14 protein-coding genes are annotated in these 13,480 nt (G+C 33.8%); 2 read left to right on the forward strand and 12 right to left on the reverse strand.

Going from position 1 to position 13,480, the window contains the following annotated elements:
* Positions 1 to 6: 6 nt before the first annotated feature.
* The 9 genes from ACZZZT_RS17190 to ACZZZT_RS17230 form a co-directional block, all read right to left on the reverse strand.
* Positions 7 to 603: a GNAT family N-acetyltransferase gene (locus ACZZZT_RS17190; RefSeq protein WP_463461296.1), complete on the reverse strand. Its 597-nt coding sequence runs from the start codon at positions 601 to 603 to the stop codon at positions 7 to 9.
* An 11-nt stretch (positions 604 to 614) separates the two neighbouring features.
* The gene (locus ACZZZT_RS17195) at positions 615 to 2,885 is read right to left on the reverse strand and encodes a GNAT family N-acetyltransferase (RefSeq protein ID WP_463461297.1); all 2,271 of its coding nucleotides are present in this window, start codon (positions 2,883 to 2,885) and stop codon (positions 615 to 617) included.
* On the reverse strand, positions 2,861 to 3,013 hold the full coding sequence (locus tag ACZZZT_RS17200; protein ID WP_463461298.1) for an acetyltransferase: 153 nt from the start codon (positions 3,011 to 3,013) through the stop codon (positions 2,861 to 2,863). The genes ACZZZT_RS17195 and ACZZZT_RS17200 overlap by 25 nt, the downstream gene beginning before the upstream one ends.
* A 191-nt stretch (positions 3,014 to 3,204) precedes the next feature.
* Entirely contained in the window at positions 3,205 to 4,284 is a 1,080-nt protein-coding gene (locus ACZZZT_RS17205; protein ID WP_463462456.1) for a heparan-alpha-glucosaminide N-acetyltransferase domain-containing protein, read from the reverse strand.
* 30 nt (positions 4,285 to 4,314) lie between these two features.
* Positions 4,315 to 5,646 (reverse strand): lysine N(6)-hydroxylase/L-ornithine N(5)-oxygenase family protein, encoded by a 1,332-nt coding sequence (locus tag ACZZZT_RS17210; protein ID WP_463461299.1) that lies wholly within the window; start codon positions 5,644 to 5,646, stop codon positions 4,315 to 4,317.
* A gap of 7 nt (positions 5,647 to 5,653) precedes the next feature.
* Positions 5,654 to 7,189, reverse strand: coding sequence for a pyridoxal phosphate-dependent decarboxylase family protein (locus ACZZZT_RS17215; RefSeq protein WP_463461300.1), 1,536 nt, complete (start codon positions 7,187 to 7,189; stop codon positions 5,654 to 5,656).
* Between the two features lie 177 nt (positions 7,190 to 7,366).
* Positions 7,367 to 7,984, reverse strand: a complete 618-nt coding sequence (locus ACZZZT_RS17220) for a LuxR C-terminal-related transcriptional regulator (RefSeq protein ID WP_463461301.1) — start codon at positions 7,982 to 7,984, stop codon at positions 7,367 to 7,369.
* Between the two features lie 787 nt (positions 7,985 to 8,771).
* Positions 8,772 to 9,191 carry a redoxin domain-containing protein gene (locus ACZZZT_RS17225; RefSeq protein ID WP_463461302.1) on the reverse strand — a complete coding sequence of 140 codons (420 nt, stop codon included), beginning with the start codon at positions 9,189 to 9,191 and terminating at the stop codon, positions 8,772 to 8,774.
* A gap of 2 nt (positions 9,192 to 9,193) precedes the next feature.
* Entirely contained in the window at positions 9,194 to 9,676 is a 483-nt protein-coding gene (locus ACZZZT_RS17230) for a TlpA family protein disulfide reductase (RefSeq protein ID WP_463461303.1), read from the reverse strand.
* Between the two features lie 231 nt (positions 9,677 to 9,907).
* Here ACZZZT_RS17230 and ACZZZT_RS17235 point away from each other — a divergent pair, with 231 nt between their 5' ends.
* The gene (locus ACZZZT_RS17235) at positions 9,908 to 10,294 is read left to right on the forward strand and encodes a DoxX family protein (protein ID WP_073393921.1); all 387 of its coding nucleotides are present in this window, start codon (positions 9,908 to 9,910) and stop codon (positions 10,292 to 10,294) included.
* A 186-nt stretch (positions 10,295 to 10,480) separates the two neighbouring features.
* The gene (locus ACZZZT_RS17240) at positions 10,481 to 10,603 is read left to right on the forward strand and encodes a hypothetical protein (protein WP_463461304.1); all 123 of its coding nucleotides are present in this window, start codon (positions 10,481 to 10,483) and stop codon (positions 10,601 to 10,603) included.
* Here the strand turns inward: ACZZZT_RS17240 and ACZZZT_RS17245 are convergent, their stop codons facing one another.
* From ACZZZT_RS17245 to ACZZZT_RS17255, 3 genes are all read right to left on the reverse strand, one after another.
* Positions 10,604 to 11,371 carry a LytR/AlgR family response regulator transcription factor gene (locus tag ACZZZT_RS17245; RefSeq protein ID WP_073393920.1) on the reverse strand — a complete coding sequence of 256 codons (768 nt, stop codon included), beginning with the start codon at positions 11,369 to 11,371 and terminating at the stop codon, positions 10,604 to 10,606.
* Positions 11,352 to 12,368 (reverse strand): sensor histidine kinase, encoded by a 1,017-nt coding sequence (locus ACZZZT_RS17250; protein WP_463461305.1) that lies wholly within the window; start codon positions 12,366 to 12,368, stop codon positions 11,352 to 11,354. Before ACZZZT_RS17250 ends, ACZZZT_RS17245 begins: the two co-directional genes overlap by 20 nt.
* Positions 12,369 to 12,636: 268 nt before the next feature.
* Positions 12,637 to 13,392: a DUF1223 domain-containing protein gene (locus ACZZZT_RS17255; protein ID WP_463461306.1), complete on the reverse strand. Its 756-nt coding sequence runs from the start codon at positions 13,390 to 13,392 to the stop codon at positions 12,637 to 12,639.
* Positions 13,393 to 13,480: the final 88 nt, after the last annotated feature.

A 13,480-nucleotide genomic window follows, 5' to 3' on the forward strand; every position in this document is an offset into this window, starting at 1 on the left:
CATAAATTAAACCGATTGTAATGCCTTGTAATAGTCTTCACGGGTGCAAAACTCTAAATGCGCTTTTTTGTGTGGTAATTCTAAAACGTGTTGAAATACAAAACCTGCTCTTTTGTTCAGCAAATGGATTTTATGATTTCTTGCGTCGGGTTCAACCACAATGCGCTGGCTTTTTGAATCTGAAAAAATGAAGTCGAGAATTACGGTAAAAATATTCCAGGTAAAATTCGGGATTACTTTTTCTGACGGTGCGACCAATATGTGCATGCCTTTATCGCCTTTTTGCGATTCGTAATATTTACCTATAATATCATTTTGAGGATCGTAACATTCTAATAAAAAAGCCACTTCCTTATTAAAAACGCCGATATAAACCTGCGTTTTTTCAAGAATATTGTGATATGTATTTTTTACTTCTTCTACAGAAAAACCATTCATTTCCCAATAAACGGCATAATCACGATTGACCCAATTGTGAATCAACGGAATATCGTTTTCCATATCAATTGGTCGCAGCTCAAAAACACCTAAACCGGGAATCGTTTTTACAAAAACAACATCTGTCGCGACATCATTTTCCGGATGCGTTATTATACTATTCATCTGTTAAGGTTTTAAGCGATTATTTTTTTATACGGCGCAATTGGGTTTTGCAGTTTTCCCTGAAATTGTAACAACGCCACAGGATCGTCAAGATCAATCATGGTTTTGTTATTGTTCAATTGCAAACGATTTAGGCAAGACAACTGAAATTCATTGGCAAACAAATCGTATTTCTCAAATTTTGCTTCCAAATGCGGATTAGCTTCCTGATAATCAGAGATACATTCTGCCACCAATTCCCAATAACGATCTTCAGAATAATTATCACTCGTAACCAAAATGGCAGACATGAAACGGAAAAATCCATCAAAAACATCAATAAAAATCGATAATAGTTTTACGTCTTCGGGAACTTCAGCATAAATTCTGTCTATGTTTTTCGGGATTTCTACGTCTGGATTTAAAATCACAGCCTCTTCGGTAATATCTTTCATGAAAGAACGCACCGGAACGTGATTTTCTAATCCTAGAATCAGGTTTTCGCCATGTGGCATAAAAACCAAATCGTATTGGTAAAAACAATGTAATAACGGACTCAAATAAACTTTGAAATATTCTGAAAGCCATGAATCTATTGATAACGAAGAAGCTTTTATAATTTCTGACAATAATGAATTTCCATCTTTATCTAAATGTAAAAACGCTGCCATTGTCATTAATTGCTCGTCGTTTTTGAGTTTCGCAACCGGACTTTCTCTCCATAATGAAGCAATCATTTTGTTGTATGGATTGTGTTTTCCAAAGCTTTCAAAATACGGATTGATGTAACTTACAGAAGCCACTTCGCCCAACATTCCAAAACCAACTTTTTGCAGATATTCGTCACCGCTCAAAAGCTGATCTAACCATTCGGCCATTTCCGGCGCAGTTCCCAAATAAAATACCGGTAAACCACGCATAAAGCCCATATTCAGGATTGAAAGTGATGTTTTGGTATAGAATTTCTTCGGATTACTTAAGTTAAATAAGGTTCTGATCGACTGTTGTGCCTGATATAAATCTGGTCCGTAACCCACACAAATCAATTTTCCTTTGGCAATTTCCGGCGAAAACAAATTGGCTAGTTTATTGAACCATTGCCACGGATGCACAGGAATAAAGAAATAGTCATTCGGATTTTGTCCTTTTTCCTTAATTGTAGTATTGAATTTTGAAATGGTTTCTACACCTAATTCCTGCTGAATCAAAGTATCGTAATCCAGTTTTTTTGTTCCCGCATAAACAGTTCTGTCGCGATGTCCGGCAAGCCATAAAATCTTAAACGGGTTTCCGGCTTCGGGCGCGTAGGCTTTGTAATCCATGCTGTTGTAGCCAATTCGTCCGTTGTTGGCCACAAATCCCGGATGTCCTTCCATCATAGCTTGTTCAATGGTTTGAAAATCAGAATTGGCCAATGATTTTGAAGTAGAATTTTCCTTTAATAATTTATAACAGCTTCCGTAAAGTGTACTGATAATTTCTTCGATATACGACGGCAATAATTGTTCTGAAATTCCTAAACTGTTTCTGAATTCCTGAATAAAATCAACTGCATCCAAAGCTTCCTTTTTTTCATTTTTGTATTTTAAAATAGAATTTACTTCTATATTTAAATGATTCATGGCAAGCTCTTGCGCCTTAAACGTATATTTCACCGAATTATCATCAGAAACCAGTGAATATTTGTTTGTGTTTTGTACGCCAAATTCTAAAACGGGTTCAATTAAAAGCTCGTGCGAAAACTCACAAATGGCTTTTTTAATCAATAAACGATTGGCTTTTTCCCAAACTTCGGGCTGTATATGTGTAATGGCTTTTTCGGGAAATTCTAATTGGTTTTCGGTATTCATTTCGGTATAATTAAGGTTAAATGAATCTATTTTTTTGATGAATTGTTCTCGCGTACAAAAAGCAAGCAAGGCCGTTTTATGTGGTAAATTGACAACATGCGCATCTTCAAAACCTACGCGGTGACAGATGTCAAACATTTTTTTGTTTCTGATATCCGGTTCAACCACAATACGCTGAATGGTTAAATCCCTGAAAACAAATTTCATAATGCTCGAAAAAATATGCCAGGTAAATTGATGTACAGGTTTTGTTGACGGTGCCACAATTACATGCATTCCGCAATCATATTCCTGAACGGCATAATAATTTCTGATTATATCTTGTTTTGGATTGTAACGTTCCAGTAAAAAGGAAACTTCACCATTTACCAATCCGATAAAAACATCCGATTCTTTGGTTATTTTTTCATATTCTAACTGAACTTCTTCTAATTTTTTCCCTGCATGCCCCAATATTGGGCATAATCACGATTGACCCAATCATGAATTATCCTTGCATCAGTTTCCAATTGCAACGGACGAAAATCTATCGTACCGAAATCCGGAATTGTGGTGCTATAAATAGGATTATATGTATTCATTTTTTATACTATTTAAATTAATATTTACTTCATTCGTAAATGAAGTTTGCCACGAATTACACTAATTTTCACTAATTAATTAAACGTAACGATTTGTGGTAATTGGTGAAATTCGTGGCAGAAATACTTTGCGAAGACGCACTGCTGTGCACCTCTACGATAAAACCTTTTTACATATTAATAAAATGATTTCAACTATTTACAAGTACTTCAGTACGATTTTTGCGTTTAGAGCGTAATTGTGTTTTGATTTCGTTGTAAACCAATTGAACAGTAAGACTGGTTCCGATAACAACCGGAAATAAACCTAAAACAATCCATTGATCATGTTGCCAGAAGCCAAAAACATACATTCCCCAATTGATCAAAACCCATTGAATTACATATAAACTCGTAACGTTTTTACTGCAGAAAATCAGCACATTAAACACATTATTGTTTTCTTTAAACAAATGAACAACGATGTTAACAAACCAATATAAAACCAGATTTAATCCAAGTAATAAAATACTTCCGCCTGGTCCTAAATGGTAATAATCTCCAAAATGATATTCAGGATTAGAGAAATTTAAAATTCCGCCAACAGCCATAAACCCAAGTCCGACAAATAACATTTTCTTAAAAAATACTTCCTGATTTTCGTTTAGTTCTTTGTACCATCTTCCCAAAAACATTCCGATTAAGATAAACGCACTCCACGGAAAAACAGGGAAATAGACATTAAATTGATTGCTAAAAAACAAATCGCAGATGTAATCTAAACCTTGAATACCGATTCTAAATCCGCTTAATTCTTTTGAAACGGAAATAATTAATAAGGCGACAGCAAGTGGCACGTATTTACTTTTACTAAAATGATTGATCAATCCCATGATAAACAAAGTGATTCCGGCCAATTGCAAGATATCGCCCAATAGCAAAAAGAAAATTCCTGTTTCTAAAGTCCCTGATTTTAAGCCGTAAGCCGAAACAAAAGCTTCGGGAAGTCCACCAAAAATGAATTCAGGAACCAGAAATTTCAAAAAATTCATTCCGTAACCAACCGCCAGAATATATAAGGCTCTTTTGCAAACGGCCAGAAAACTTTGTCGTCTTGATAACACAAAAGAAATTCCCATACTAACCAAAAACATCGTAGTTCCGCGGCCTAACCACAGGATAATTTCTCCTAAAACAGTATTTGTCTGGGTCGCAATTGTGCCGTAAATCAGCATGGTATGAATCATCATCATTAAAATCACGCTCGTACCTCTGGCAATATCGATCGCCAGAACTCTCTTTTTTCTGAATTGTTTCCATAATTATTCGATTGTTTCAAATACCGGAGATTCGATAACTTCTGACACCGGAACACCAAATTCCTGAAAAGCAATTTTGGTTTCTATCGCGTAATGTTCAACTCCTGTAATTTCTTTGATTATATATGAATTTCTGTAACACGCCATTCCTAAATCGGGCGTAACAAAACCGTGTGTGTGTAACTCGGCATTCTGAACAAAAACTTCACTGGCATTATTGTCAATGCTGTAATTTCTGTTGGCGGCAAAACGTCCTTTTTCGTCCCATTGAATTCTGTTGGCAATGCCTTCTAAAAACTGAGGCAATTTATAACCGTAACCTGTCGCTAAAACCAAGGCATCGGTTTTATGGCGATATTTTTTATCTTGCTCAACCTGATGCAGTTCCAATTCAAACGATTGCTTATTTTCATCAAAAGAAGCTTTTGTACAAGCAGCGTTTGTTCTAAGGTTTACATCAATTTCTGTAATTACTTTTTTGTTGTAAATCGTGTCAAAAATGGTTGCAATCAAGTCTTTGTTGATTCCTTTGTACAATAATTTTTGATTTTTTAGCAGATGATCTCTTTTGTCTGAAGGAAGGTTGTAGAAATAATCCACATATTCCGGAGACGTCATTTCAAGCGTTAACTTGCTGTAATCCATCGGGAAAAAGCGCGACGATCTTGTAATCCAGTTTAACTGATATCCGTAAACATCAATTTCCTGCAAAAGATCATTAAAAACTTCAGCAGCACTTTGTCCGCTTCCTAAAACCGTGATTGATTTTTGTTTTTGAAGTTCCGCTTTATTCTGAATATAAGTCGATGAATGAATTGCTTTTCCTTTTAAATTTTGGCAGGATTTCGGAATGTGCGGTGCAGTTCCGGTTCCTAAAACAATCCTTTTTGTTTTATAAATTGTCGTTACATCTGTTTTTGTACAAACGGTATTTACGATATAAAGTTCCTGATTCTCATCATATTCTATTGCCGTAACTTCGGTATTAAAAAATACGTTTGGTAATTTTTTAATCGCCCATTGGCAATATTGATTGTATTCATTTCTTAACAATAAAAAATTTTCACGAATGTAAAACGAATACATTTTGCCTTGTTCTTTGATATAATTCAAAAAACTAAACGGACTCGTCGGGTCTGCCAAAGTCACTAAATCGGCCATAAACGGAATCTGCAATGTCGTATCCTGCAGCAACATGCCCGGATGCCAGTTGAACGATTCGTTTTTATCAAAAAATAAACCGTCGAGATTTTCGATTGGTGCTGTCAAACAGGCTAAACCAAGATTAAAAGGTCCTACTCCAACAGCTATGAAATCGTATGTTTTATTTGTCATGATAATTTTAATTTTTTAATGAATATTCGTTTCCGTGGTGTACAATCAAATCGATAACTTCTTCGATATCCTGAGGCGTTGTTAGCGGATTTAAAAGGGTGAATTTCAGGAATACTTCATTGTAGACTTTTGTACTTGTAATGATGGCTTTTCCTTCATTAAAAATCGCTTTACGGATATAACTGTTTACGCCGCAATACGATGTTTCTGTTCCGTTTTCGAATGGTGTGTAGCGAAATACAACAGCGCTTATTTCAGGTTTATGAATGATTTCAAAATCGTCTCTGTGGCGCAGTAAGTTGGCTGTAAACTGTGCATTTTCAATCGCTTTATCCATATAAGAGCTTAAACCTTTTGTACCGATCATTCGTAGTGTAAACCACAATTTTAAGGCATCAAAACGGCGTGTTGTCTGGATTGATTTTTTTACCATGTTTGGAATTCCTTCGTCTTCCTGTTCTTTAGAATTTAGATAATCAGCGTGGTATTTTATATAATCCACAAATGATTTGTCTCTCATAAAAAATCCGCTTGAACTTACAGGCTGATAAAAAGTTTTGTGGTAATCTATTGTAGCTGAATCTGATAATTCGATTCCGTCGAGTTTATGTTTGTGAGCTTCGCTGATTAATAATCCGCCGCCGTAGGCTGCATCAACGTGAAACCAAATGTCGTTTTCGCGGGCTACTGCAGCTATTTCAGTTAACGGATCAATCGAACCAAAATCAGTTGTTCCGGCCGTTCCAACAATAGCGATCGGAATATTCCCTAAATCTTTTTGCTGTTGAATTACTTTCTTTAATGCATTGGTATTCATCCTGAAATCAGGATCTACCGCAACCGGGATTACTGCATTTTGTCCTAAACCAAGCAAACTCAGGTTTTTCTTCAAGCTAAAATGACTTACCTCGGAACATAAAACCCTGAATTTTGAAGCTTCAGGCGGTAATCCATCCATTTTTGGGTCAATTCCATAATGTTTTTTGATGTAATGGTCTCTTGCCAAAAGCAAACCCATCATGTTCGATTGCGTTCCTCCGCTGGTAAAAATTCCATCGGCATTTTTTGGATAACCTAATTTTTCAAGCGTCCATTCCACCAGTTTCAATTCGATAAAAGTTGCCCCGGTACTTTGATCCCAGGTATCCATTGAAGAATTCAGGGAAGATATAAAAGCTTCTGCCACAAGTGTTGGCGTAAGAATTGGACAATTAAGATGCGCAATGTACTTGGGATTATGAAAATGAATACAATCGTCGAGATAAATATCTTTTAATTCGTCTAAAACATAATCCAGACTTTTGCCTTTTTTGTTTTCTTCGAGATAAATGTTGTCAATTTTTCTTTTTATAATAGAAATACTTGTGCCGGTAAATGGGGTATTTCTCTCTTTTAAGTGATTTCCAATTGTTTTAATGGCCTTTTTCATGCTTTTTCTATAAATCCCAATCGATTTATTATTGTTCGAAAAAACATGCTTTACATGCACATTATCAATTACAATTTCTTGAGGTAATGTTATTACTTTTTCTTGTGCTTCCATTTGTGGTATTTATTTAGATTGATTCTAAAGAATAATTTTAGCAAATGTATATTTGTCAGAAAATTAAATCAATACCACAAAAAAGCGAAAATTGTTTCTATATATGAGGTAGATAAAATACCTCATATATAGTAGGAAATAAAACATAAAATATCTTTAAATTATACGAAAATTATGCTATTTTTTTTCTAAAGCGTAGAGAATCAATTCAGAAGTAGTGTGTCTGCCTGTTTTTTTCATAATGTTTTTACGATGCGTACGAAAGGTATGAATGCTTATAAAAAGATCAGAAGCGATGTTTTTACCATTGTTTCCCTGTGCTATTTGTTTCAGGATTTCGAATTCTCTAAGCGTTAGTTTCTCATCATCTGCAGAAGGCAAAACTAAAACATCCATAAGCGCATTTAATGTTTTGGGACATAAATAACGTTCTCCGTTTTGAATTTTATACAAGGCATCATAAATTGTTTGCTCTTTGCAATCTTTTGATATAAAGCCGTTTATATTATCTTTTAAAAAACTATCAATGGTTTGTTTGTTTTTAAAATAAGACAGAATAATGATTTTACATTTAGGAAAATTGGTTTTGATAATTTTCAAATCGTCATCATAAAACAAAAAGATATTATTGGGGTCGATAATCAGGCAATCGACATCATTTTTTTCCAAACTCTTAAACAATTCTTCTCTTGAATTTACTACTCTTAAATTTGGTGTTTTCACCATCTTTTTTAGTGTGTGCCTCAATCCAATTATATGTAGGTTTTCAGAATCGGCAATCAGGAAATTTTTCATTACTATTTAGATTTGTTCTAAACAAAATTAGTAATTAAATTGATTTATATAATAATTTATAGTGAAAAAATAGTTATTTTCTTATAATCAATGTGACCAATAGTAAAAAGATGTAAGTAAAATGAAGGAATGTAAAAGGGATTTATTTAAAAGAAATAATTAATTTTACAAATAAAATCTTACAAATAAAATAAGACAACTTAGAGATGCCAAAACTGGTGCAAAATATTCTATCGACAAAAAATTAGATATTGTCAAAACTGTAAAAACTACATCAAATAAATTAGAAGAATTGAAGACAATGCGTTTTGAATTTATAATTTAAGCCTGATAAATGAATAACTATGTGGAGTTTCTTGCGGAGATTTCTCCTGCGTCGAAATGACAAACTAGACGAAAACATTCTTTTGAAAATGATTGCCCTAGCCCCGATAGAAGAGGAAATCCTTTTATTTTTTTCTTTAAAAAAATAAAAGATTGGAACGGATAGCGGGATTAGCTCCTGAAAAAAATCAATTTCATCATAAAAAACGAAATGACATAAAAACAAAAAAGGCTGCCTTTTCAGACAGCCTAATGATTTTAAAAACAATAAAAAATTACGCTTTCGCTTTTCTTTTCACCGTACAGCCAATTTCTTTAGTCTCGGTTATAGCTGGTTTTTGATTGTTTTTTAATGATGCAATTACATCTTCAACATATTTCGTTTTCTCGTCTTTAGTTCCTTCAGGATCGTTATCGATAGCGCCTGTATATTCTACAACAGTTCCTTTTGCGGTTTTTGATACTACAAAAAGATGTGGTGTATGTTTTGCACCATATTGATCTGTAACGATTTGTCCTTTATCAAATAAATAAGGGAACGCATATTTTTTTCTTTTGCCAAATCCTGCATTTTATCAAAAGTGTCTGCTTTTGATGCTTCGGGATCATTTGGGTTTATGGCAATTACAGGATATCCTTGTGGCTTGAATTTTTTATCCAAATCGATAATTCTTTGTTCATATGCTTTTGCGTACGGACATGTATTGCACGTAAACACCACAATAAAACCTTTTGCATCTGGATAACTGGCAAAAGAAACTTCTTTATTATCAACATTTTTCAGTTTAAAATCCGGTGCTGGCTGTCCGGCTTTAAGAGTTGGAGCTTGTGCCTGAGCTAGAAAGGCACTAAAAATTAGTGCAAGTGTGATAAACTTTTTCATAATTATAGTTTTTTATATTCGGTTAGTAATTGTTCGTAGGTAAGTTCGCTTTCTATAAATTTTCTTTTATCGCCTTTTATGAATAATGTCGCGGGAATACTCCCCGACCACGACGGATCAATGCGATCGATATATTCCTGCGGATTGCTTTCGTTTAACAGAAATACCTGATTCTTAAGATTTTTTCTTTTTACAAATGGTACAACTGCTGAAGTAAGTTTCGATTTAAAATCAACGCTTATTAATAATACAGCCAATTTATCTGTTTTATGTTCTGCAGTAAGTTTTTCAAAATGAGGTAATTCTTTAATGCAGGGTGCGCACCAGGTTGCCCAAAAATTAACAACATAAGTAGTGTCTTTTCCTACTTTCATTCTTTCCTGAAGCTGGTCTATATTAATCAGCTTTACTTGCTGGCTATAAGACTTTAAGGAGAAAGCCAGCAACAGAAAAACAATAATTGTAAAAGCTTTGATTTCTTTCATACAAATGGTATTTGGCTTTTATGGGCAAATGTTCATTACAAATATAAAACTAATGGAATTTTAAAAATCGTAAATTCTTGTTAATAAAGTTCTTTTTTGGCAATGAATTCTTATCAGGTTTGAGATTGCCTATTTCACCTTTTAATTTGTCCGGTTCAGCAAAATAACACTATTTATTTTCCTGCTTTCAACGCAATTTTGTCTCATCAAATAATTAAAAATATAAAAATCATGAACACAAAAACAACAAAAATTATTTATTGGACTGGCGTAGTATTAACTTCTTTATGGTTTGGCGCAAGCGGATTTTTTGAACTTACAACCAATAAAATTGTTTGGGAAATTACACAACAACTGGGTTATCCTGCACACTTTATTTACATTCTTGGAGTAATGAAAATCTCTGGAATTATCACTTTGTTGATTCCGAATAAATTACTTCGATTGAAAGAATGGGTATTTGCGGGAATCTTTTTCGACATCATTTTTGCTTTCTTTTCGAAATTGGCGGTATTTGGTTTTGGTGCTACAACCGATGCTATTATTGCTTTTGTGATGGTGAGTGTTACTTATTTAATGTTTAGAAAATTATATACTGCGACTTATGTTGCTGCGTAATATTCGTTGAACATTTTAAATATAGCCACAGATTAAAGGATTAAAATGATTTTTTTCACGCAGATAACGCAGATTTGAGCAGATTTAAATATTAATAATCTGCGTAAATCTGCTTAGATTAAAAAAATCTGCGTGAAAAAAACTTTTATGACTTAGTCTTTTGTAAAATCTTTAAACAAAAAAATCATGAAAAAACCAATCTTAATCGTCTTTGCCATTGTTCTTTCTATCTTATTCTTTCTGAGCTGTTTTATGTTTCAGGAAAATGATGAAATCGCCATAAAAAATGCGATCGAAAAACTGAAATAATTATCTGTTTTCCAGCCAGCTCAAAAAGGCGGTTGCTTTTTCTTTTCCTACCAGTAATTTTTCTTCGGTAGGAATTGTTAATTTGATAATCAGCTTGCGCGAAAAATAATGCTCTGCTTCTCTAATAGCCGAAAAATTGATCAAATATTGTCTATTGATTCTAAAAAACTGAGTTGTCGACAATAGTTTATGAACCTCATCTAAGGATTGTGTAATTTGATATTCTGTTTTATCAAATGTCAATATAGTTGGGGTTTCATTTTTGATATAAAACAGTGCAATATTCTCTGTTAAAACGGTTTGGTATTTATTATTTTTAAAAACCAAAAAACTACTTTTGCCTTTATTTTCGCCTGTTCTGGTCAGTAAATAATCAAAATCAGGCATGGCTTTTTTATTTCTTTGGAAAAAATTCTTCAATTCTCCCGCTTTTTTAATCGCCTGCGCAATGCTTTCTCTCGAAAAAGGTTTTAGTACATAATCAATTCCGTTTGACTTAAAAGCTTCAATCGCATAATCATCAAAAGCGGTACAGAAAATTACGGGCGATAACACCTCAACGTTTTTAAAGATTTCAAAACACAAACCGTCTGCGAGCTGAATATCCATAAAAATAAGATCGGGCTGGTCGTTTTCCTGAAGATAACTCACCGCTCCATCAATACTTTGTATGTACGATAAAATCTGGGCATCTGGCCTGATACTCAATATAAGCTGACCAAGTGCTTTGGCTGTTTTTACTTCATCTTCAATTATTACGATAGTCATAAATCATGGGTATTTTTACTTTAAACGTAGTTTCGGTTTTGTCTATTTCTATTTCTTTATGTATCAAATGCATAAAACGCTGGTTGATATTATCCAAACCAACGCCTGTGGATAATGCGCCTCTTTTGAGCTGAATCTGGTTTTCGATCACCAGAAAATCACCTTCGGTATATAATTTAATTTTCAAAGGTTTATCTAATGAAACAACATTGTGTTTAATGCAGTTTTCTATTAATAATTGTAATGAAAATGGCGGAATTGCCGAATCGTATTGTTTTGGATCGATTTCGTTTGTCACTTCAAATCCGTCTTCAAAACGGGCTTTTAGCAGATAAACATAGGAGTCTAAAATTTGAAGTTCTTCGCGAAGCGAGATTAAATCCATTTTTCTGCTTTCGAGCGTAAAACGGTAAAAATCAGATAATTTGAGAATAAAATCAGAACTCTGCGGATCCTGAATATCAACCATCGATTTTAAAGTGTTGAGGCTGTTAAACAAAAAATGCGGATTTACCTGCTGTTTCAGCAATTCGTATTGTGCGCCCAGATTTACCGCCTGAGTACGCTCTAACTCTACCGCAATTTGCTGTGTCTGATAATTTTGAAATAACAAATGCAGAAACATATAAACAATTAAATTGATTAAAACACCTCGTAATTCGAACATAATTGGCGCATCCATTTTGGATACCTGAAACAATTCCTGATGTGCAATTACCAAAATAACCATGACCAGGATTCCCATTAAAACACTTAAAAGCAGTTTCCAGTTGAATAAACTCTTATGGGTACGCTGTGACGTAAATTTTGGCAGACTGTAAATATTATAATACCAGATAAACATCGAAAACATCAAGGTTATTGATGAGTTTATAACGATGTCTGAAGCTGTAGAGAAAGCATCAAATAATTTGGGTATTGAAGCAAGAATCGCCAGCGCAACGGAGCTTCCCCATATAACACGGCGCGATACCTGAAAGCGTTTTACTTTTTCCATTTTTTGTGTTTGTTTTTATCTTGCTTGTCAAAGATAGAATATTGAGTTTTAACCGCAAAGTTCGCAAAGATTTTACGCAAAGTTCGCGAAGTTGTTTATAAGTGAAGTTTTGTAAAAATATAAGTTCGCAAAGCTATTTGTAGACTTTGCGAAGTTATATTGTGTTTTATTTCACGCAGATTTTAAAAAAGATTTAAGCAGATTCAGGCAGATGATTTTAAAATTTAAATCTGCTCAAATCTGCAAAATCTGCGTGAAACAAAAACTTTTATATTGATTGAAAGACAGCTTTATCTGCCCCTAAAACATTTCCGGTTTTGAGATCCTGAACAAAACCAATTACTTCAAAATCTTTGGTGTTGAAATTTTTAGGCAAATGAATTACAGAAGTTCCTTTTTTATCTTTTGCAATTTCTATTGAATTTAACTGATGCACAATTTGATAATGCGATAAAACGCGATGTGCATTCTCTCCTCTTTTTACATTACTTTTAGCTGATTTTTGAACTATGGCGATCAACAATTTACTGTTTTTGGTATTTCCTTCAATACTATAATTTACTGTAAGATTGGTATTGGTTTGATTCGCCTGTAAGGATACATCGACATTTGCAGGTTTTAAAAGTGCTGTTTTTACAGCGTTTCTAACAATTGTTTCTTGTGAACCTACATAATCTGCTTTTCCGTTGATGATTAATTGTGGCGTATAAATAGGCTCTTTCCCCAGAAATTGGGCATAATCATATTGTCGTTTGGTGTTATTAGCATTGCTAAAAACATCTTTCCAGCCTTGTTTGTCCCAATAATCAACATGATAAGATAATACGTAAACATTGTTATCCTGATATTCGTTTTGAATTTTCCCCATCAATTCATCTGCGGGCGGACAGCTTGAACATCCTTCTGAAGTAAATAATTCCAGAACGGCAAAACCTTTTTTATTTGTATTATTTTGTGCAAAAGCAGTTATTCCTGCCAGAAGAAATAATGCACTTAAAATGGGTATTAATTTTATTTTTTTCATGTTGTGTGTTTTTATACGTTCCTGCAAGGTTTTCAAAACCTTGTAGGTATAATGAGTTTAGAATGATTGATCTACACGTTAAAAATCA

Source organism: Flavobacterium sp. AC274 (assembly GCF_979258275.1).

What these genes read in the sequence shown, in the direction of transcription:
- ACZZZT_RS17215 (WP_463461300.1), bottom strand. Translation starts at nt 7,189, where the DNA reads ATGGAAGCACAAGAAAAAGTAATAACATTACCTCAAGAAATTGTAATT.
- ACZZZT_RS17200 (WP_463461298.1), bottom strand. Translation starts at nt 3,013, where the DNA reads ATGAATACATATAATCCTATTTATAGCACCACAATTCCGGATTTCGGT.
- ACZZZT_RS17245 (WP_073393920.1), bottom strand. Translation starts at nt 11,371, where the DNA reads ATGACTATCGTAATAATTGAAGATGAAGTAAAAACAGCCAAAGCACTT.
- ACZZZT_RS17190 (WP_463461296.1), bottom strand. Translation starts at nt 603, where the DNA reads ATGAATAGTATAATAACGCATCCGGAAAATGATGTCGCGACAGATGTT.
- ACZZZT_RS17255 (WP_463461306.1), bottom strand. Translation starts at nt 13,392, where the DNA reads ATGAAAAAAATAAAATTAATACCCATTTTAAGTGCATTATTTCTTCTG.
- ACZZZT_RS17250 (WP_463461305.1), bottom strand. Translation starts at nt 12,368, where the DNA reads ATGGAAAAAGTAAAACGCTTTCAGGTATCGCGCCGTGTTATATGGGGA.
- ACZZZT_RS17210 (WP_463461299.1), bottom strand. Translation starts at nt 5,646, where the DNA reads ATGACAAATAAAACATACGATTTCATAGCTGTTGGAGTAGGACCTTTT.
- ACZZZT_RS17220 (WP_463461301.1), bottom strand. Translation starts at nt 7,984, where the DNA reads ATGAAAAATTTCCTGATTGCCGATTCTGAAAACCTACATATAATTGGA.
- ACZZZT_RS17225 (WP_463461302.1), bottom strand. Translation starts at nt 9,191, where the DNA reads ATGAAAAAGTTTATCACACTTGCACTAATTTTTAGTGCCTTTCTAGCT.
- ACZZZT_RS17230 (WP_463461303.1), bottom strand. Translation starts at nt 9,676, where the DNA reads ATGAAAGAAATCAAAGCTTTTACAATTATTGTTTTTCTGTTGCTGGCT.
- ACZZZT_RS17240 (WP_463461304.1), top strand. Translation starts at nt 10,481, where the DNA reads ATGAAAAAACCAATCTTAATCGTCTTTGCCATTGTTCTTTCTATCTTA.
- ACZZZT_RS17235 (WP_073393921.1), top strand. Translation starts at nt 9,908, where the DNA reads ATGAACACAAAAACAACAAAAATTATTTATTGGACTGGCGTAGTATTA.